We start from the raw sequence: 17,867 nt of genomic DNA, 5'->3' as shown, positions 1-17,867 counted from the left end.
CGCCGGCTCGGTCGGCTATGGCGTGCTGGTTGGCGGCACCTCCGGCTCGGGCGTGATCCTGCTCTCGCTCTTGATGGCCGCAGGGTTAGAGGGCGCCGCGGTGATCGCCACCGACGCGATGATCTCGCTCGGCACCGGCCTCATCAAAATCTCCGTGTTCGGGCTCGCCGGCGCCGTCACCGCGCAGGTGCTCGCCTTCGCGCTGCTGATCGGCGCGATCGCGATCCCCGGCGCGTTCCTCGCCAAGGCTTTCGTCGAGCGGATGCCGGTGCACATCCACACCGCGATCCTGGATGTAGCCGTCATCACCGGCGGGCTGGTGATGATCTCGGCGGCAGCGAGGCAGTTCGTCGCGTAGATATCTCGGCTGAGCGACGACAATGAATCGCAAGGAATGGTTCGTTCGTCGTTCGTTTTATGGTGGTCAATGCGCCTGTCCGACGGTCGCGGTCTTGTCGGGCTCGCCGTGACTCGCGGTATGCACGTCGCTGTCACCGACCCAGCGTGCGAGCATTGTGGCCAGTGCAAACATGAACGCGATTATCGCTATGCGCTGCATGCGATGTAAATGCCGAATGGCCCTGCAAGGTTGCGTTCCCCGCCGTGTCAGAGGTTGGAGGAACCGGTAGGCCGTCCATTATTGGAAGTGCAATCAAGGCAAAGGGGGCTTTGTTCCAGCGGAGCCTTTCACCGCGCAAGGTGTTGCGGAGAGGAACCAGGGAGATCGGACCAGGTTGCTTCGTCAACGACATGGGAGGACGCGCATGGATATGAAGGAAGCCTCGGCAATGACGGAAGCGTCCGGGCTGACGAACGAGCCCAGTGCTGTCGAGCAGACGTCCGGCCGAGCGTCGGCCTTGCCGCGGGAAAGAGCGAGCCGTCGGCCGTCTTCGTCGGACCTCGCGATGAGATGGGCTGACCAGTTGCGCGAGACAACTGTCAAGGCGCCTTTGCGCTCGCTCCTTGTCGCATTTCTTCTTGGCGCCTGGTTCGTGCGACGGCACTAGGTTGCGAGCCTTCAAGGCGAGACGTTCGTCGGCTCTCGAAAACTTGCCGGTGATAAACGGAGGGGAAGGATGAAGCTTTTTGCAATCACGGCGGCCATCCTGCTAGGCGGCATCTCGTTCGCGATTGCGCAGAGTTCAGGAGGCGGTTCGGGTGGTTCGTCATCCGCTGGCGGTGCAACCGGGACAAGCGGCACAGGAGGGTCGACGCTTTCGAACGGTACCACGCTCAACGGAACAGGCGGTTCGCCAGGCCCCAACACGTCCAATGCCAAAAGCCACCGCACCACGGGTGAGAAACTCGGCGCGGCGGCTCCTGATCAGGATAGCGGTGGGTCTCGCCCGACGTACAACACTCCAGCCGCAGACGCCGCCGTCCGGCAACTTGGAAACACCAACCCTGGCATCCTGAAGAAGTAGAGCAGCGGGCTCCTCACGACTTTTTCTGCTTCGCCTCGACATATCGTGCGAAGTTGTCGAGGATCGCCTGCCAACCGCCTTGCTGCTGCTCGACCGAGTGCGTTGGTTCGCCATCGAAGACGACCCGGACGACAACCCCATTCGGACCGGGTACGAACTCGATCTCGGCTTTTCGATCGCCGAACACGTATTCGATCCGCTTGTGTTCGACGATCTTCGTGTAGGTGCCGGCGAAGTCAAAGCCCATGCTACCGTCCTTGGCCTCCATCCGGGACGAGAAGGCACCGCCTTCTCGTAGCTCGACCGTAGCCTTGGTCGTATGCCAGTCGTCGGACGCGGTATTCCACTTCACGATGTCGGCCGGCGTCGTATAGGCCCGCCAGACCTGATCGATAGGGGCCGCTACGCTGGTTTCGACGGTGATCCTCATGGGCAATTGCTCCAGTTCGATTTCGACAGCTCGAGGTGACGACATCACCTCACGTTTGCAGGGTCCATCCACGGCACTTCCGAGAAGTGTCCATCCAAGGACGGTCGAGACTAGCTCGTGCCGACATGGTCGAGCCGTCAACGTGTCAAAAAATACAAAAGAGTGGGTAGGATGGGTTGAGCCCTTGCGAAAGCCGTCGCTTCCTTCTGTAATCATCTCCATCATGACGGGTCATCGTCATCTGAGGACGCCGTTCTTGGGAGCACGCCATTCGGGGTCGTTATGGCCCAACCTCATTCCTTGGCAATGCAATGAGATATTTATTGATTCTTTCGTTCTTACTTGCCGGCGCCGCCGTTGCAGAGGCCGCTCCACCATCGAATTGCGCAGCCAAGTTTATCGGTGACTGGCGACACTCGGGGAGCGGCAACAGAGGCACGATACTCCCCGACGGCAGAGCGCTGTGCAGCGAGCACCCGGCCTGTGTTCAGGGGACGTGGACCTGCTCGGGAAACGTATTGACCTATACGAACAGCGCAGGGACATGGAACTACACGCTCGAGCCGGATGGTAAGTCCATGTCCACAAATGGCGGTGCTGCCACCGCTGTCCGCATCGGAGCGGTGCCGGCAAACGCTCGTTCCCGGGATCTTGGTTCTGCAGCGAAGAACGTGACGGCAGACATCCTCGGCGTCGATAGAACACAGCCTAGTCCGACTGCCACTCCCGTCGCGAAGCCCATCGCCGCAGCACCTCCAAATGGAGTTCGACCGGTGGGAGCAGTGAGTTCGGCTGCACAATCCGATCCAAGCCAGTGCGTCGTAGAGAAGGCCTGGCCGAAAGCTACCGGCGTCAACTGGTACAGCTTGAAGAACAGCTGCAAGCGACGCGTGACGCTGGATTATGACGACTGCGACCTGAATCTCAGCACCAACATGGTTCAGTGCTCGACAAAGACGCTTCCACTTGCAGCACGCAGCGAATTCGGCCCGGTGCCCAATCACAAGCACCCGCTCAACGCACGTAATTTCCGCTAGCAGCATCTCGAACCTGCGAGGGTCAGTGCGTGACAAGGCACGGCCCAAAACGCTGGTGATACGGATCGAGAAGCGTGGAAGTCGCCTGCTGCCCCTCCACGACATCCACGATGTCCGCTGTTGCGCCGCTATTGGCGCAGAAACGGACATCAGGCGCGCCGGAGCCGAACTGCCCGGCTTGACCAGGATGCGGTCTTGGTCGTGCCTACTCTTCGTCCTCGTCGTCTTCCTCTTCTTCGTCTTCCTCTTCCACCTGCACGAGCGCGGCCAGCGGCAGCGTTTCGCGGAACAGGTCGCCTTCCATGCCCATCCAGAGGCAGAGCACGTCGTTCTCCTTCACCTCCGCAACCGTCAGCGGCTGGCCGCCGGATTTCAGCATCACCACATCGCCGGCTTTCAATTCCATGGATTGTTCCTTTCGAGTGATCGACTTGGAAGGGAACCTAGCAAGCGGTCATGACGGGCCGATCACGCAGGCCAGCCACGACGGGAAATTCCGCCGACGGGTTGGCGGAGCGGAGGGGGCTATGAAGTCTGTTCAAATCAGAAGAGACCGCGATCGACGCTATCAGGCCGAGAAGCCCGCAGTCGCTAATCGGTCATGCTGACTGGCTGCTGGTCAGCAGCAGGCGCCTCATCCCAAATGCATCACGGCGCGCTGAGCGGGCGGATGCACTGACACGGAAGCTGTCCCATCGCAAATTTCGACAACCCCTGTTTTGCCCGACGCGTCAAATGGATTTCGAAAAAACCGCAAGTGCTTGATTTTGCAGCGGCCGGCTACTGTGCATGGGGTTGTTTTTCAGTTTTTTGTTTGGCCCTGGTCAGGGCCGGCCCGGCACCAGTTCGGTCAGCGAGCGGATGATGCGGTCAGGCTTGACGGTCGAGCCTTCGGGCAGGCCGTCGCCATGCACGTCGATCCAGATCGAATAGATGCCGAGGCGCTGCGGCGTCACGACTTCCCATTCCAGATTGTCGCCGATCATCCAGGTGTCCTCGGCGGTGACGCCGAGTGCCTCCATCGCGTGCAGATAGGCGCGCTCCTCGGGCTTGCCGAAGCCGTGTTCGCCTTCGATCTGGATGTGGTGGAAGCGGTGCGCCAGCTCGAAGCGTTCGACCTTGGCGCGCTGGGTGTCGGCGGCACCGTTGGTCACCAGCGCGAGCTTGATGCCGAGCGCCTTCAATTCGTCGATCGCTTCATGCGCGCCGGGGAAGACGAACATCTCCTCCTCGCGATAGGCAGTGAAGCGGTCGGCGAGGCGAACGGCGAGATCGTCGGAGAGGGCGCGATGGCCGGCGGCCGCGAGCGCGGCAAAACCGCCCTTGACCGTCAGGTGCCGCGCCTCGGCGAGCTTCATCCGCCATGCGGCTTCGGCATTGGCCCAGAAGTTTCGCGCGAAGGCGAGCACGGCGGTTGCGACCAGCGCTGGCGGCAGCGGCGCCAGCTCCTCGGCAAATTCGTTCGCAATCGTGTTCCAGGCGATCTCCGGCCGGCCATAGGCCGACAGGATGGTGTCGTCCATGTCAATCAGCATGGCGCGGGGGAGCAGCTTGGAGGCGGGCTGCATCGTCGTCATGGCCATTTCACCTCGGGCGGCATCGACGACAGAATCGAGTCCACATTGCCGCCGGTCTTGAGCCCGAAGATGGTGCCGCGGTCATAGAGCAGGTTGAACTCGACATAACGGCCCCGCCGGATCAATTGCTCCTCGCGGTCCGCAGCGGTCCAGGCGCTCGCGAAATTGCGCCTGACGATGTCAGGATAGATGTTCAGGAAAGCGCGGCCGACGTCCTGCGTGAAGGCGAGGTCGGCGTCCCAGTCGCCGCTGTCGTGCCAGTCGTAGAAGATGCCGCCGATCCCGCGCGCCTCCTTGCGGTGCGGCAGGTAGAAATACTCGTCGCACCATTTCTTGTACTTGTCGTAGTCGGCAACGTCGTTCGGCTGCGCGCAGGCTTGCTTCATCGCGGCGTGGAAGGCGATCGTGTCGGCGTCCTCTTGCGTTCGCCGGCGATCCAGCACGGGCGTGAGGTCGGCGCCGCCGCCGAACCAGGCCTTGGTGGTGACGACGAAGCGGGTGTTCATGTGCACGGCCGGCACGTTCGGATTGCGCATATGCGCGATCAGCGAGATGCCGGAGGCCCAGAATTTTGGATCCTCCGCGGCGCCGGGGATCTGAGCCCGGAATTCCGGCGCGAACTCGCCGTGCACGGTCGAGCAGTGCACGCCGACCTTCTCGAACAGCCGGCCATGCATCATCGACATCACGCCGCCACCTCCGGCCGCGCCGGTATGGTCGGTACGCTGCCAAGGCGTGCGCTTGAAGCGGCCGGCTTCGCCCGGATAGAGGCTTTGTGGGGCGTCGTCCTCGAGCCGCTCGAAGCTCGCGCAGATGTCGTCGCGCAAGGCTTCGAACCAGGCGCGGGCACGGGCCTTGCGGTCTTCGATCGTCGAATTGTCCATGTGCATTCCCGGTCGCGTCCTAAGCGGAGTGTGCCGTAGGGTGGGCAAAGGCGCTCTTGCGCCGTGCCCACGTCTTTTACCGTCATCTCGAATGGTGGGCACGCTACGCTTTGCCCACCCTACAAAACCTGTCCCTATCTGATGCCGAGCGTCTTATGCGTCTGCACGCTGAGCCGCCATTGCGGATGGCGCAGGCAATAGTCGATCGCGCGCGCGGTGTTCTGGACAACCTCGGGTCCGTCCATCGGCTGCAGCGAGAAGCGCTCGAAGGCGAGATCCTCGAAGGCTTCAGGGGCGGCGAGGGCCTGCGGATAGACCAGCTTCAGCTCGTGGCCCTGGCGCAGCACCAGTTCGCTGCCGCCCTTGGGGCTGACGCAGATCCAGTCGAGCCCCTCCGGCGCTTCGATCGTCCCGTTGGTCTCGACGCCGATCTCGAAGCCGCGCGCATGGAGCGCCTCGATCAGCGCGGCGTCGACCTGGAGCAGCGGCTCGCCGCCGGTCAGCACCGCGTAGCGGTTGGCATTGGATGCCGTCCATTGCGCGGCGATAGTGTCGGCTAGTTCCGCGGCCGAGCCGTAGCGGCCGCCGAGCGTGCCGTCGGTGCCGACGAAATCCGTGTCGCAGAACTTGCAGGTCGCATCCATGCGGTCCGCCTCGCGCCCGCTCCAGAGGTTGCAGCCGGCAAAACGGCAGAACACGGACGCGCGCCCGGCATGGGCGCCTTCGCCTTGCAGGGTCAGGAAGATTTCCTTGACCGCGTAACTCAATCGTCTCTCCTCAACCTGTCAGACTTGCAGGGCCCGGATCTGCCGCAGCGCCTCGCCGGCGGCCATCGCCGCGGTCATGGCGACATTGAGCGACCGCAGCCCCGCCTTGATCGGAATCACCAGCCGCGCATCGGCGGCCTCGACCACCGCGTCGGTGACGCCGGCGCTCTCGCGTCCGAATAGCAGGATGTCCGACGTCTGGTAACGGAAATCGCGATAGTCGGTGGCGCCCTTGGTGGTGAACAATAGCAGGCGGTAGCCGTGCAAGGCGCGCCAGTCCTCGAATGTCTGCCAGGAGTCGTGCCTGACGATGCTGACATGGCCGAGGTAGTCCATTCCCGCCCGGCGGAACGCGCGGTCGGAGACCGGGAACCCCGCGGGCTCGATGATGTGGGCGGCCAGTCCCAGGCAGGCGCAGAGCCTGAGAATCGTGCCCGTGTTCTGGGGGATGTCGGGTTGGAAAAGCGCTATCTGCATCATGGGCGACGGGTTGGTTGCGGGGCGGAAATGTCTCAATAAAACATCGCCTGCCCGGGAATTCGTGCATTGCACGCTCCCGCGCCGATAGCGGGCTTGCGCTCGCCCGGCAAGGGTGCCAATAGAACGATTCTGGACTGCTGTTTCGCCTGTTTAGAGGTGGATGAGCGAAGTTCTGCCGCCGCGGGGGGCCGCGGGCGCCGGCAGCCTTTCCGGGGACCTCATGGGCGCCCCCTGGAGCGGTTCCACCGGCTGCACAAGAAGAAAGGGTTGGAATCGTGACGACAGCGTCTTCGGCGGACCATCCGACACGCCGTGATTTCTTATTCGTTGCAACCGGGGCAGCTGCAGCAGTGGGGGGCGCAGCCGCGCTCTGGCCCTTCATCTCCCAAATGAATCCTGACGCCTCGACCATCGCCGCAGGTGCGCCGATCGAGGTCGATCTCAGCCCGGTCGCCGAAGGGCAGGACATCAAGGTGTTCTGGCGCGGCAAGCCGATTTACATCAGCCACCGCACCAAGAAGCAGATCGACGAGGCGCGCGCCGTCAACGTGGCGAGCCTGCCCGATCCGCAGACCGACGAGGCCCGGGTCAAGTCTGGCCACGAGCAGTGGCTGGTCGTGATCGGCATCTGCACCCATCTCGGTTGCATCCCGATCGCTCATGAAGGCAGCTACGACGGCTTCTTCTGCCCCTGCCATGGTTCGCAGTACGATTCGTCCGGCCGCATCCGCCAGGGGCCCGCGCCCGCGAACCTGCCGGTGCCGCCGTACCAGTTCGTTTCCGACACCAAAATCCAGATCGGCTGAGCCTCGGACCCTCGTCCGAAGCTTCGCGCCGTCTCGTCGTACTATTTCCTCAGGATCGCATCATGAGCGGACCATCCGACTACCAGCCGAGCAATCCGGCCCTGCAATGGATCGAGCGGCGCCTGCCGATCTTCGGCCTCATGCACTCGTCGTTCGTCGCCTATCCCACCCCGCGCAACCTGAACTATTGGTGGACCTTCGGCGCCATCCTCTCCTTCATGCTGGGGATGCAGATCCTGACCGGCGTGATCCTGGCGATGCACTACACGCCGCACGCCGATCTCGCCTTCAAGTCGGTCGAGCTGATCGTCCGTGACGTCAACTACGGCTGGCTGCTGCGCAACATGCACGCGGTCGGCGCCTCGATGTTCTTCGTCGCGGTCTACGTCCATATGTTCCGCGGCCTTTACTACGGGTCGTACAAGGAGCCGCGCGAGGTGCTGTGGATCCTCGGCGTCATCATCTACCTGCTGATGATGGCGACCGGCTTCATGGGTTACGTGCTGCCGTGGGGCCAGATGAGCTTCTGGGGCGCCACCGTCATCACCAATTTGTTCTCCGCCATTCCCTATGTCGGCGAGAGCGTCGTGACGCTTCTCTGGGGCGGATATTCGGTCGGCAACCCGACGCTGAACCGCTTCTTCTCGCTGCATTACCTGCTGCCGTTCCTGATCGCGGGCGTCGTGGTGCTCCATGTCTGGGCGCTGCACGTCGCCGGCCAGAACAATCCTGACGGCGTCGAGCCGAAGACGGAAAAGGACACGGTGCCGTTCACGCCGCATGCCACCATCAAGGACATGTTCGGCGTGGCCTGCTTCATGCTGCTCTACGCGTGGTTCATCTTCTACATGCCGAACTATCTCGGCGACGCCGACAACTACATTCCGGCGAACCCGGGCGTGACGCCGCCGCACATCGTGCCGGAATGGTATTACCTGCCGTTCTACGCCATCCTGCGCTCGATCCCGAACAAGCTCGCGGGCGTCATCGCGATGTTCGGGGCGATCATCATCCTGTGCTTCCTGCCCTGGCTGGATGCCGCCAAGACGAAGTCGTCGAAGTATCGCCCGCTCGCCAAGCAGTTCTTCTGGATCTTCGTCGTGGTCTGCATCCTGCTCGGCTATCTCGGCGCGCAGCCGCCGGAAGGCATCTACGTCGTTGCCGGCCGGGTCCTGACGGTCTGCTACTTCGCCTACTTCCTGATCGTGCTGCCGCTGCTCTCGCGCATCGAGAAGCCGCGGCCGGTGCCGAACTCGATCTCGGATGCGGTCCTGGCCAAGACCGGGAGCAGGTCGACGCCGATGGTCTCGACCGCGATCATGCTGGCGCTCGCCGGTTCGTTGTTCGCGGGCTCGATCGACAGTGCGAAGGCGTCCGAAGGCAGCGACACGCCTCCGGGCAACAAATGGTCGTTCTCGGGCCCTTTCGGTAAGTTCGATCGTGGCGCGCTGCAGCGCGGCCTGAAAGTCTACAAGGAAGTCTGCTCCAGCTGCCACGGCCTGTCCTACATCGCCTTCCGCAACCTCGCCGAAGCAGGCGGACCAGGCTATTCAGTGGCGCAGGCGGCAGCCTTCGCTTCCGAGTACAAGGTCAAGGACGGCCCGAACGATGCGGGTGACATGTTCGAGCGTGCGGGGCGCCCGGCGGATTATTTCCCGTCGCCGTTCCCGAACGAGCAGGCCGCGCGTGCGGCGAACGGCGGCGCTGCGCCGCCCGACCTCTCCCTGATCACCAAGGCGCGCTCGTATAAGCGCGGCTTCCCCTGGTTCATCATCGATTTCTTCAGCCAGTATCAGGAGCAGGGCCCGGACTACGTCGCGGCGGTGCTTCAGGGCTACGAAGACAAGGCGCCGGAAGGCGTGACCATCCCGGAGGGCTCTTACTACAACAAATACTTCCCCGGCCACGCCATCAAGATGCCGAAGCCGCTGAGCGATGGCCAGGTCACCTTCGACGACGGCTCGCCCGCCACAGTGGCGCAATATGCCAAGGACGTCACCACGTTCCTGATGTGGACCGCAGAGCCGCACATGGAAGCACGCAAGCGCCTCGGATTTCAGGTTTTCGTGTTCCTGATCCTATTCGCGGGTCTGATGTACTTCACCAAGAAGAAGGTCTGGGCCAGCTCCCACTGAGCGGCGTAAGACGAGAAATGAAGAAGCCCCCGCAAGGGGGCTTTTTTGTTGGCGTCGCCGGTGTCCCGGACGCGCTGCAGCGTGCAAGGCTGCTGCGCAGAGCCGGGACCCAGCGTGCTCGCCGCTGGGCCCCGGATCAGCAACGCGCCACGCCGCACTGGACGATGCTTTCGCATCGCCAGGGGCGCGCTGCATTGCATCCGGGGCACGAGAGTGTGTTGTTTGGCGCGATTGCCTATCTGCCGCTCACCCGCCAAAATGCCGCCAATCGCTCCCCCAAAACTCATCGGAGGACACCATGGGAACCGCTATCACCTTCAAGCGCCCGGACGGCAAGGACGCTTCGGGCTATCTCGCCAACGCCGCGCGCGGCAACGCGCCGGGCGTGGTCGTGATCCAGGAATGGTGGGGGCTGTCGGACCAGATCAAGGGCCTGTGCGACCGCTTTGCGCTGGCCGGTTTCGATGCGCTGGCGCCCGATCTCTACAAGGGCAAGGTGGTGCCGTATCACGATACGGATTCCGCCAACAAGGAAATGAACTCGCTCGACTTCATGGACGCCACCACGCAGACCGTGCGCGGCGCCGCGCAATACCTGTCGCGCAACGGCGCCAAGGTCGGCCTGACGGGCTTCTGCCTCGGCGGCGCCGTCACCATCATCGGCGCGACCAAGATTCCGGAGCTCGCGGCCGGCGTCGTGTTCTATGGCATCCCGCCCGAGCAGGCGGCCAAGCCCGCCGACGTCAAGATCCCGCTCCAGGCCCATTTCGCCAACAAGGACGATTGGTGCACGCCGGAGCTGGTCAATGGCTTCGAAAAGGCCATGAAGGCCGCGGGCAAGTCGCTCGAGCTATTCCGCTATGACGCCGAGCACGCGTTCGTCAACGAGCAGCGCCAGGCCGTGCACGACCGAGAAGCCGCCGAGCTCGCCTGGGGCAGGGCGACGGAGTTTTTCCGGAAGCATCTAGGGTGATAGTGCCCGCGACGGCGCCACGATTTCGGTGTCGTCCCGGCCTAGCGCGCAATTGCGCGCGGGGGGCCGGGACCCATAACCACAGGATTTTGTGGTTACGGGAAATGTCACTCCGAGTCTTCGCCAAACTCCATCCTGTGGTTATGGGCCCCGGATCGGCGCTTCGCTTGTCCGGGACGACGAGCTCTGGGAGGAATGGCCAAACCCTTGACGCCGCCTCCCGGCCATGGTGAGTATCGCCCCATGAGCACCGCCGTCCGCCCAGCCCGTCTTTGGTGGCGCACCTCCTAACGAGGTGGCCGGTGCGATTTTCCTTTCCCAAATCGTCTGAGGTCGCCAACGCAGTGCGGCGGCCTGATCGTTTGTCCTGTGTGGCGTTCCCTCGGCAAGTTTCGTAAGAGGACGACATGAACAGGACAGTCTTTGCCCTCCCGGCCCGAAGCGACTATGTGACCCGCGCAGGACTTGCGATCACGCGCGTGGCCGAGCAGTTTACCGGCGGCGCCAACCGGCTCGACGATCTCATCAGCCTGCTCGACCGCCGCCGCGGCGTGGTGCTGTCCTCGGGCACGACCGTGCCCGGCCGCTACGAGAGTTTTGACCTCGGCTTCTCCGATCCGCCGCTCAAGCTCGAGACCACTGGCGTCAATTTCAAGCTGGAAGCGTTGAACGCGCGCGGGCAGGTGCTGATCGCCTTCCTCACCGACGTCCTGCGCGAACCCTGCGTGGTGATCTCCGAGAAGACCGCTTCGCGCCTGGCCGGCCACATCATCCGCGGCGACGCCCCGGTCGAGGAGGACCAGCGCACGCGCCGTGCCAGCGTGATGTCGCTGGTGCGTGATCTCGTTGCCGCCTTCTCCGCCAATGACGATGGGCTGCTCGGCCTGTTCGGCGCCTTCGCCTACGACCTCGTGTTCCAGATCGAGGATCTCGTACAGAAGCGCGCACGCGAGAGCGACCAGCGCGACATCGTGCTCTACGTGCCCGATCGCCTTCTTGCCTATGACCGCGCCACCGGCCGCGGCGTCGTGCTGAGCTACGACTTCGCCTGGAAGGGCAAGTCCACCGAGGGCCTGCCGCGCGAGACGGCCGAGAGCCCGTACCTGAAGACGCCGCGCCAAGGCTTTGCCGATCACGCGCCCGGCGAATATCGGGCCACGGTGGAGACCGCGCGCGCGGCTTTCGCCCGCGGCGATCTGTTCGAGGCGGTGCCCGGGCAACTGTTCGCCGAGCCCTGCGACCGCTCGCCGGCCGAAGTGTTCCAGCGCCTCTGCGTCATCAATCCGTCGCCCTACGGCGCGCTGATGAATCTGGGTGAGGGAGAGTTTCTCGTCTCCGCCTCGCCGGAAATGTTCGTGCGCTCGGACGGACGCCGGGTCGAGACCTGCCCGATCTCGGGCACCATCGCGCGCGGCCTTGATGCGATCGGCGATGCCGAGCAGATCCGCCAGCTCCTGAACTCGGAGAAGGACGAGTTCGAGCTTAACATGTGCACCGACGTCGACCGCAACGACAAGGCGCGCGTCTGCGTTCCCGGCACCATCAAGGTGCTGGCGCGCCGGCAGATCGAGACCTACTCAAAACTGTTCCACACCGTCGATCACGTCGAGGGCATGCTGCGCCCCGGCTTCGACGCGCTCGATGCCTTCCTCACCCATGCCTGGGCCGTCACCGTCACCGGTGCGCCGAAGCTGTGGGCGATGCAGTTCGTCGAGGATCACGAGCGCTCGCCGCGCCGCTGGTATGCCGGCGCGATCGGTGCGGTGAATTTCGACGGCAGCATCAACACCGGCCTCACCATCCGCACCATCCGCATGAAGGATGGTCTGGCCGAAGTGCGCGTCGGCGCCACCTGCCTATTCGATTCCGATCCCGCCGCGGAAGATCGCGAGTGCCAGGTCAAAGCCGCCGCCCTGTTCCAGGCACTGCGCGGCGATCCACCAAAGCCGCTGTCGACCTTCGCGCCGGATGCGACCGGCTCGGGCAAGCAAGTGCTGCTGATCGACCACGACGACAGTTTCGTGCACATGCTCGCCGATTATTTCCGCCAGGTCGGCGCCGACGTCACCGTGGTCCGGCATGTGCACGCGCTCGACATGCTGAAGCGGAAGAGGTGGGATTTGCTGGTGCTGTCGCCGGGGCCCGGCAGGCCTGAGGACTTTGCCATCAAGAAAACGATCGACGCGGCGTTGGAGAAGAAGCTGCCTGTGTTCGGCGTCTGCCTCGGCGTGCAGGCAATCGGTGAATATTTCGGCGGCGAGCTCGGGCAGCTCACGCATCCCGCCCACGGCCGGCCCTCGCGGGTGCAGGTGCGCGGCGGGCGGCTGATGCGCAATCTGCCGAACGAGATCGTCATCGGCCGCTATCACTCGCTCTTTGTCGAGCGCGACAGCATGCCGGAGGTGTTGTCCGTCACCGCCAGCACCGAGGACGGCGTCGCCATGGCGCTGGAGCACAAGACCCTGCCGATCGCCGGCGTGCAATTCCACCCGGAATCGCTGATGTCGCTCGGCAATGAGGTGGGACTACGTATTGTCGAGAATGCGTTCCGGCTGGATGCGCGCGTTGATTGAGAGGCACCAATGACCTTCGACCATGACATCAAGGCGAGCGTCCGCACCATTCCGGACTATCCCAAGCCGGGGATCATGTTCCGCGACATCACGACCCTGCTGGCGGATGCGCGGGCGTTCCGCCGCGCAGTGGATGAGCTCGTCAATCCCTGGGCCGGCAACAAGATCGACAAGGTCGCCGGCATGGAGGCGCGGGGCTTCATCATCGGCGGCGCGGTGGCGCACCAGCTTTCGGCCGGCTTCGTGCCGATCCGCAAGAAGGGCAAGCTGCCGCACACCACCGTGCGCATCGCTTACTCTCTCGAATACGGCATCGACGAGATGGAGATGCATGTCGACGCGATCCAGCCCGGCGAGCGCGTCATCCTGGTCGACGATCTCATCGCCACCGGCGGCACCGCCGAAGGCGCGGTGAAGCTGCTGCGCCAGATCGGCGCCAACGTCGTCGCCGCCTGCTTCATCATCGACCTCCCCGAGCTCGGCGGCGCCGCCAAGCTGCGCGCCATGGACGTGCCGGTGCGCACGCTGATGACGTTCGAGGGGCACTGACCGCCGCTGCGGTCAGATCATCTCGGCCTTCATCTCCGCCCGCCAATGCAGCATGCGCTCATTCAAAAGCGCGTTCCTGACATAGGCGCTCTCCTCGTCGTCCAGGCGCTCGCATTCGCCGAAGGTGAGGCTCGTCTCGCCATGCGTGCTCCAGGCGGCCTGGAGGCTGCGGCACGTGTGGCTGCCCTGGCGTAGCGAGAACCAGATGCGGTTCTGGATCGTCTCCAGGTTCGGCGCCTGGCCGACCCAAGCCTCGCCCGAGGCGGCGCAGCGCACGACGAAGATGCCCGCGATGGTCTTTCGCTCCTTGTAGGCGGCGATCGCTGCTTTCCGGTCAATGCTCATGGTGACGGGCCTGGTTGAGGGACGTTGCTGCGCAATCCCAGTAGCGGCCGCCTTGTCTTCTGTCAATATTACCCGGGTAAAATATTCAAGACCGCTGCAGGATCAGGCTGAGCTCGAGCTCGCGGAAGGCGAGGTAATTGCGTCGGGTCCACTGATGCAGCTCGGTGGACGAATCCTTCTCCTGGCGCAGATAGCCGGTGAAGGAGAAGTTCAGCCGGTCGATATAGGTCTTGAGGAAGCCCGGCAGCGCGGGCAGGCGGAACAGCCGGCCGCCCGCCATCGCGGCCGGCAGCTCGCCGCGTACGACATATTCGTTGTCCACCGTGATCAGATTCATGCGCGGGATCTGTCCGCGCAGCATCTCGTGGGCGCGAAGTGAGACGCGGTCGGTGTCGGCGATGAACAGGATCTGAGGCGCGACATGGCGGCGCGCTGCCTCCTTCAACAGGCCGATCTCGTCGGTCATCTTGAAGAACTCGTCGAAGGCGTGGAAGCCGAGGTCGATTACCTTGGCGAGGCCGTCATCGACGATGACGCGGTCCATCAGCTGCATCTTGCCGTAGGTGTCGATCACGTCGGCGGTTTCGGTGATCCCCGGCAGATAGTCGAGCAGCGACGGCTCCTTCAGATTGACGTCGAAGGCCGCGACGTTGCCGTTCTTGAGCAGCAGGAATTCGCTCAATAGCCGCGCCAGCAGGGTCTTGCCGACCTGCGGGCGGGGCGAACAGATGATGTAGACGGGCGTCGCGGGCATCACGAACTATTATCTGAGCGAACTCACCGCCCAATCCAGCCGTATCCGCCCGGGGTTCGCAACTATTTTTCGCTGTTGCGGGTCGCGGGTTTCGAACCGACGATGTCGGTCAGGCGGATGCGGTCGAACTCGCTCCAGACGTTGGCCAGCCAGTGCCGGACATAGCCGCGCAGCACGAACGAATAGTTCGCGGCATCGTCGTTGATGCCCTTGTTGGCGACGAATTTCAGGAACGGGACGGAGGACACCTCGACCTGCTCATAGGCCATTTCGTTGAGTTTTGGGATGGTCAGCTCGGTCGCGTCCTTGATACGGTGGAAGTAGGAATTATAGGTCGCCTGGTCCCACTGGAAGAACTGGGTGTCGTTGATGAAGTTCTTCACCAGGAAATATTTCGCGCCGGTCATGAAGCCCGCGGTCTCGGCGATCTCCTCCAGCGAGGCGATCGAGGGGCCCAGGATGTGGAACACCGCGAAAGTGATCTGGCCGGCCTTGGCGGCGTCGAGGAAGCCGATGTCGCGCAACGAGGCCAGTGCAGGCGAGAGCAGGCCGGCGCGGACGTCGATGACGGTGACCGAAGGGCTGACAGCGTTGAGCGTGTCAAAAATCTTCATCTGATCCGACGTGGTCGTCATGTCGACGATCTCGGTGATATCGGGGTGGAAGCGCTTCAGGGTTCCGCGCGGCGACTCCGTGTCGAAGGCGCGCGTCGGCACGTTGTTGGCGGAAAAATAATCGAGCAGGGTGCGCGATACCGTGGTCTTGCCGACCCCGCCCTTGTCCGCGCCCACCACAACCACTGCCGGCTTTGCCATTGCTGTCCCCTAACGCGCGCCCCCGATCGCGAGGTCGCAATCGGCCGGGCCCCAAATCGATGTCCGAAGGATGTCCCAAGTCTGCTGTTGGGCGCGAACATGGCAGAAACAAGGGAGAATTCAATTCCGCAGGCCCCAGTTACGGCAATTCCCGAGGTTTTTCCCAATCGCAATCAAACCTGCCGCGCGTGGCGTCCAATGACGTGCTCAATGGCGGCCCCAAGGTCCCATGGGATTGCCGATGGGATTGCCTATCGGGTTGCTGCTTGCGGTTCCGGCGGGGCTGGGTGCTGGCGCCGGCGGCGGGTTGGTCGAGCCGCCTGCATCGTTCCAAGGCCCCTGCCGCAGCGGTGGCGGCGCATCCCGCTGATCGGCTTGCGCTTCTGGTTCTTCCTCCTCATAGCCCGGCGGCGGCAACGGACCGGAATCATGGCCGCCGGCGAACTTGACCAGCGCGTCGACCCGGGACTGCACCGACGGATGAGTGGCAAACAAATCGGCAAAGCCCTCGCGCGGATTGTCGACGCAGAGCTCCATCACCGCGGAGGTCGCGCCCGGCAGCTCGCCGCGGTTCTCGATCTTGCGCAGCGCCGAGATCATGGCGTCCGGATTTTTGGTCAGCTCGACGGAGCCTGCGTCGGCAAGATATTCGCGCGAGCGCGATAGTGCGAGCTTCACCACCTGCGACAACAGCCAGGCGACGACGATCAGCACGACCGCGATGATGATGACGATCACCGCACCGCCGCCGGAGCTCTTGCTGTCGCTCGATGACGAGGAGGATCGCGAGGATGAAGAGGATCCCGACGACCACGATCCCCCGCCGGAGCTCCAGTTGAAATTCGTGAACAGGCGGAAGAACAATTCGCCGAAGAAGCCGACCACGCCAGCGATGATGACGGCGACGACCATCAGCTGCACGTCGCCGTTCTTGATGTGGGTCAGCTCGTGGCCCAGCACCGCCTCGATCTCCTTGTCATCAAGTGCATCGAGGAGACCGGTGGTGACGGTGATCGAATATTGCCGCGGATTGAGGCCGGTCGCGAACGCGTTCAGCGCCGGGCTCTCCATGATCTTCAGCTTCGGCATGGTGATGCCGCGCGAGATGCAGAGGTTTTCGAGCAGATTGTAGAGCCGCGGCTCTTCCTGCCGGGTGACGTCGTGGCCGCCGGTCACCGCGTCGATCATCGACTGGTGGAAGAAATAGGCGATCACGATCCAGACCGCCGCCACGATCGTCGCAACCGGTGCGGCCACGATCAGATCGTGGAGGGCGCGCCTCAGATAATAGACGACGGTCTCATTGCCGTTGATGACGACTTCGGCGACCAGCGCGCCGGCATAGACCAGCACGTAGACCAGCGCGAACAGGCCGGCGAGCAGCAGCATCGAACGAAACTTGTTCGAGGCGATGTGCGTGTAGAGACCATACGCGGCCATGACGCGATGCCCTGCCGGCCTATCGGCTCAAATCAGAACTTCACCTGAGGCGTCGCCTCGACCTCGGTGCGGCTGGCGCCGAGATCGAAGAAGTCCTTCCTGGTGAAGCCGAACATGCCGGCGAACAGGGCCGCAGGCAGCTGCTGGATGCCGGTGTTGTATTCCTGGACCGCGTTGTTGAAGAAGCGGCGGCTCGCCGCGATCTTGTTCTCGAGGTCGGAGAGCTCGGATGCGAGCTGCTGGAAATTGGCGTTGGCCTTGAGGTCCGGATAGGCCTCCGACAGCGCGATCAGCCGGCCGAGCGCACCCGAGAGCTGGTTCTCAGCCGCGGACACCTGCGCCGGCCCCTGCGCCGACATCGCCGAGTTGCGCGCCTTGATGACGTCGTCGAGCGTGCCGCGCTCATGCGAGGCATAGCCCTTCACGGTCTCCACCAGGTTCGGGATCAGATCGTGGCGCTGCTTGAGCTGCACGTCGATATCGGCAAAGGCCTGGCCGACACGCTGGCTCAGCGCCACCAGGCGGTTGTAGGCGCTGAACGCCAGGAACACGAGGACGACGATGACGCCGAGAACGATCCAGCCGGTCGACATGGAGAACTCCTGAAGGGGGAAGAAGGCGGGCGCTAGGGTAGACCAAATTGGCGCGAAGCGAGAGCCCGGCGCAAAGGGGAGGTAAGACTTGGTCGAATGGGAAGCCGCTCGAGTTCAAGGCAAGAGAGGCCAGCGAAATTAACTTTCGGACATGATCGCGTCGCCCCAGCGCCAGCGCCGGGCGTCGGCATAGGCCGCCTTGTCGCGTCGCGGGACTTTCGCCAATGCGACCCCAGCCCCGGTGCAGAGCTTCGCCGTGATCTCGGCCTTGCCGACATCCGGCGG

Annotated in this window: 18 protein-coding genes and 2 pseudogenes; 8 read left to right on the top strand and 12 right to left on the bottom strand. The window is 63.6% G+C overall.

Annotated elements, in window-relative coordinates; translation table 11 throughout:
* Together MOV74_RS11990 and MOV74_RS11985 are read left to right on the top strand one after the other, a co-directional pair.
* Nucleotides 1–358: pseudogene (locus MOV74_RS11990) on the top strand (sulfite exporter TauE/SafE family protein); the annotation flags it as partial.
* 718 nt (nucleotides 359–1,076) lie between these two features.
* A complete protein-coding gene (locus MOV74_RS11985) occupies nucleotides 1,077–1,424 on the top strand; it encodes a hypothetical protein (RefSeq protein WP_246921839.1) in 348 nt (115 codons plus the stop codon).
* A gap of 13 nt (nucleotides 1,425–1,437) precedes the next feature.
* Here the strand turns inward: MOV74_RS11985 and MOV74_RS11980 are convergent, their stop codons facing one another.
* Nucleotides 1,438–1,854 carry an SRPBCC family protein gene (locus MOV74_RS11980; protein WP_246921837.1) on the bottom strand — a complete coding sequence of 139 codons (417 nt, stop codon included), beginning with the start codon at nucleotides 1,852–1,854 and terminating at the stop codon, nucleotides 1,438–1,440.
* Between the two features lie 518 nt (nucleotides 1,855–2,372).
* Between MOV74_RS11980 and MOV74_RS11975 the strand changes: the two genes are divergently transcribed.
* Nucleotides 2,373–2,891: a hypothetical protein gene (locus MOV74_RS11975; RefSeq protein WP_246921835.1), complete on the top strand. Its 519-nt coding sequence runs from the start codon at nucleotides 2,373–2,375 to the stop codon at nucleotides 2,889–2,891.
* Between the two features lie 205 nt (nucleotides 2,892–3,096).
* On the opposite strand, the gene MOV74_RS11970 is transcribed toward MOV74_RS11975, so the two are convergent.
* The 5 genes from MOV74_RS11970 to MOV74_RS11950 all read right to left on the bottom strand — a co-directional run bounded on the left by MOV74_RS11970 (nucleotide 3,097) and on the right by MOV74_RS11950 (nucleotide 6,596).
* Nucleotides 3,097–3,297, bottom strand: coding sequence for a YodC family protein (locus tag MOV74_RS11970; RefSeq protein WP_246921833.1), 201 nt, complete (start codon nucleotides 3,295–3,297; stop codon nucleotides 3,097–3,099).
* Between the two features lie 418 nt (nucleotides 3,298–3,715).
* A complete protein-coding gene (locus tag MOV74_RS11965) occupies nucleotides 3,716–4,474 on the bottom strand; it encodes an HAD family hydrolase (RefSeq protein ID WP_246921830.1) in 759 nt (252 codons plus the stop codon).
* On the bottom strand, nucleotides 4,465–5,352 hold the full coding sequence (gene hemF, locus MOV74_RS11960; RefSeq protein ID WP_246921828.1) for an oxygen-dependent coproporphyrinogen oxidase: 888 nt from the start codon (nucleotides 5,350–5,352) through the stop codon (nucleotides 4,465–4,467). Before hemF ends, MOV74_RS11965 begins: the two co-directional genes overlap by 10 nt.
* Nucleotides 5,353–5,486: 134 nt before the next feature.
* The gene (queE, locus tag MOV74_RS11955; protein ID WP_246921826.1) at nucleotides 5,487–6,119 is read right to left on the bottom strand and encodes a 7-carboxy-7-deazaguanine synthase; all 633 of its coding nucleotides are present in this window, start codon (nucleotides 6,117–6,119) and stop codon (nucleotides 5,487–5,489) included.
* 18 nt (nucleotides 6,120–6,137) lie between these two features.
* Complete coding sequence (locus MOV74_RS11950) at nucleotides 6,138–6,596, bottom strand: tRNA (cytidine(34)-2'-O)-methyltransferase (protein ID WP_246921841.1); 459 nt, start codon at nucleotides 6,594–6,596, stop codon at nucleotides 6,138–6,140.
* 278 nt (nucleotides 6,597–6,874) lie between these two features.
* On the opposite strand from MOV74_RS11950, the gene petA reads away from it, so the two are divergent.
* The 5 genes from petA to MOV74_RS11925 all read left to right on the top strand — a co-directional run bounded on the left by petA (nucleotide 6,875) and on the right by MOV74_RS11925 (nucleotide 13,635).
* Nucleotides 6,875–7,405 carry a ubiquinol-cytochrome c reductase iron-sulfur subunit gene (gene petA / locus MOV74_RS11945; RefSeq protein ID WP_246921823.1) on the top strand — a complete coding sequence of 177 codons (531 nt, stop codon included), beginning with the start codon at nucleotides 6,875–6,877 and terminating at the stop codon, nucleotides 7,403–7,405.
* 62 nt (nucleotides 7,406–7,467) lie between these two features.
* Nucleotides 7,468–9,540 (top strand): cytochrome b/c1, encoded by a 2,073-nt coding sequence (gene fbcH, locus MOV74_RS11940; protein WP_246921820.1) that lies wholly within the window; start codon nucleotides 7,468–7,470, stop codon nucleotides 9,538–9,540.
* 298 nt (nucleotides 9,541–9,838) lie between these two features.
* On the top strand, nucleotides 9,839–10,513 hold the full coding sequence (locus MOV74_RS11935; protein WP_128924116.1) for a dienelactone hydrolase family protein: 675 nt from the start codon (nucleotides 9,839–9,841) through the stop codon (nucleotides 10,511–10,513).
* 407 nt (nucleotides 10,514–10,920) lie between these two features.
* Complete coding sequence (locus MOV74_RS11930) at nucleotides 10,921–13,086, top strand: anthranilate synthase component I (RefSeq protein WP_246921817.1); 2,166 nt, start codon at nucleotides 10,921–10,923, stop codon at nucleotides 13,084–13,086.
* Between the two features lie 9 nt (nucleotides 13,087–13,095).
* Nucleotides 13,096–13,635, top strand: coding sequence for an adenine phosphoribosyltransferase (locus tag MOV74_RS11925; RefSeq protein ID WP_018323310.1), 540 nt, complete (start codon nucleotides 13,096–13,098; stop codon nucleotides 13,633–13,635).
* 12 nt (nucleotides 13,636–13,647) lie between these two features.
* On the opposite strand, the gene MOV74_RS11920 is transcribed toward MOV74_RS11925, so the two are convergent.
* The 6 genes and pseudogenes from MOV74_RS11920 to MOV74_RS11895 form a co-directional block, all read right to left on the bottom strand.
* Complete coding sequence (locus MOV74_RS11920; protein ID WP_246921815.1) at nucleotides 13,648–13,980, bottom strand: GIY-YIG nuclease family protein; 333 nt, start codon at nucleotides 13,978–13,980, stop codon at nucleotides 13,648–13,650.
* An 85-nt stretch (nucleotides 13,981–14,065) separates the two neighbouring features.
* Nucleotides 14,066–14,734, bottom strand: a complete 669-nt coding sequence (locus tag MOV74_RS11915; RefSeq protein ID WP_246921813.1) for a hypothetical protein — start codon at nucleotides 14,732–14,734, stop codon at nucleotides 14,066–14,068.
* 62 nt (nucleotides 14,735–14,796) lie between these two features.
* Nucleotides 14,797–15,549 carry a hypothetical protein gene (locus MOV74_RS11910; protein WP_246921811.1) on the bottom strand — a complete coding sequence of 251 codons (753 nt, stop codon included), beginning with the start codon at nucleotides 15,547–15,549 and terminating at the stop codon, nucleotides 14,797–14,799.
* A gap of 207 nt (nucleotides 15,550–15,756) precedes the next feature.
* Complete coding sequence (locus MOV74_RS11905) at nucleotides 15,757–16,989, bottom strand: M48 family metallopeptidase (protein ID WP_246921809.1); 1,233 nt, start codon at nucleotides 16,987–16,989, stop codon at nucleotides 15,757–15,759.
* Nucleotides 16,990–17,021: 32 nt separating this feature from the next.
* Nucleotides 17,022–17,582, bottom strand: coding sequence for a LemA family protein (locus MOV74_RS11900; protein ID WP_246921807.1), 561 nt, complete (start codon nucleotides 17,580–17,582; stop codon nucleotides 17,022–17,024).
* A gap of 138 nt (nucleotides 17,583–17,720) precedes the next feature.
* Nucleotides 17,721–17,867: pseudogene (locus MOV74_RS11895) on the bottom strand (SAM-dependent methyltransferase); the annotation flags it as partial.

Source organism: Bradyrhizobium sp. SHOUNA76, assembly GCF_023006445.1.
Lineage (GTDB): Bacteria > Pseudomonadota > Alphaproteobacteria > Rhizobiales > Xanthobacteraceae > Bradyrhizobium.
Note: the sequence above shows the minus strand (reverse complement) of the source record. Positions and strands in the feature narration are given on the sequence as shown.

What these genes read in the sequence shown, in the direction of transcription:
- hemF (WP_246921828.1), bottom strand. Translation starts at nt 5,352, where the DNA reads ATGGACAATTCGACGATCGAAGACCGCAAGGCCCGTGCCCGCGCCTGG.
- fbcH (WP_246921820.1), top strand. Translation starts at nt 7,468, where the DNA reads ATGAGCGGACCATCCGACTACCAGCCGAGCAATCCGGCCCTGCAATGG.
- MOV74_RS11900 (WP_246921807.1), bottom strand. Translation starts at nt 17,582, where the DNA reads ATGTCGACCGGCTGGATCGTTCTCGGCGTCATCGTCGTCCTCGTGTTC.
- MOV74_RS11985 (WP_246921839.1), top strand. Translation starts at nt 1,077, where the DNA reads ATGAAGCTTTTTGCAATCACGGCGGCCATCCTGCTAGGCGGCATCTCG.
- MOV74_RS11925 (WP_018323310.1), top strand. Translation starts at nt 13,096, where the DNA reads ATGACCTTCGACCATGACATCAAGGCGAGCGTCCGCACCATTCCGGAC.
- MOV74_RS11920 (WP_246921815.1), bottom strand. Translation starts at nt 13,980, where the DNA reads ATGAGCATTGACCGGAAAGCAGCGATCGCCGCCTACAAGGAGCGAAAG.
- MOV74_RS11915 (WP_246921813.1), bottom strand. Translation starts at nt 14,734, where the DNA reads ATGCCCGCGACGCCCGTCTACATCATCTGTTCGCCCCGCCCGCAGGTC.
- MOV74_RS11970 (WP_246921833.1), bottom strand. Translation starts at nt 3,297, where the DNA reads ATGGAATTGAAAGCCGGCGATGTGGTGATGCTGAAATCCGGCGGCCAG.
- MOV74_RS11965 (WP_246921830.1), bottom strand. Translation starts at nt 4,474, where the DNA reads ATGGCCATGACGACGATGCAGCCCGCCTCCAAGCTGCTCCCCCGCGCC.
- MOV74_RS11905 (WP_246921809.1), bottom strand. Translation starts at nt 16,989, where the DNA reads ATGGCCGCGTATGGTCTCTACACGCACATCGCCTCGAACAAGTTTCGT.
- MOV74_RS11930 (WP_246921817.1), top strand. Translation starts at nt 10,921, where the DNA reads ATGAACAGGACAGTCTTTGCCCTCCCGGCCCGAAGCGACTATGTGACC.
- MOV74_RS11950 (WP_246921841.1), bottom strand. Translation starts at nt 6,596, where the DNA reads ATGCAGATAGCGCTTTTCCAACCCGACATCCCCCAGAACACGGGCACG.
- MOV74_RS11910 (WP_246921811.1), bottom strand. Translation starts at nt 15,549, where the DNA reads ATGGCAAAGCCGGCAGTGGTTGTGGTGGGCGCGGACAAGGGCGGGGTC.
- MOV74_RS11980 (WP_246921837.1), bottom strand. Translation starts at nt 1,854, where the DNA reads ATGAGGATCACCGTCGAAACCAGCGTAGCGGCCCCTATCGATCAGGTC.
- MOV74_RS11935 (WP_128924116.1), top strand. Translation starts at nt 9,839, where the DNA reads ATGGGAACCGCTATCACCTTCAAGCGCCCGGACGGCAAGGACGCTTCG.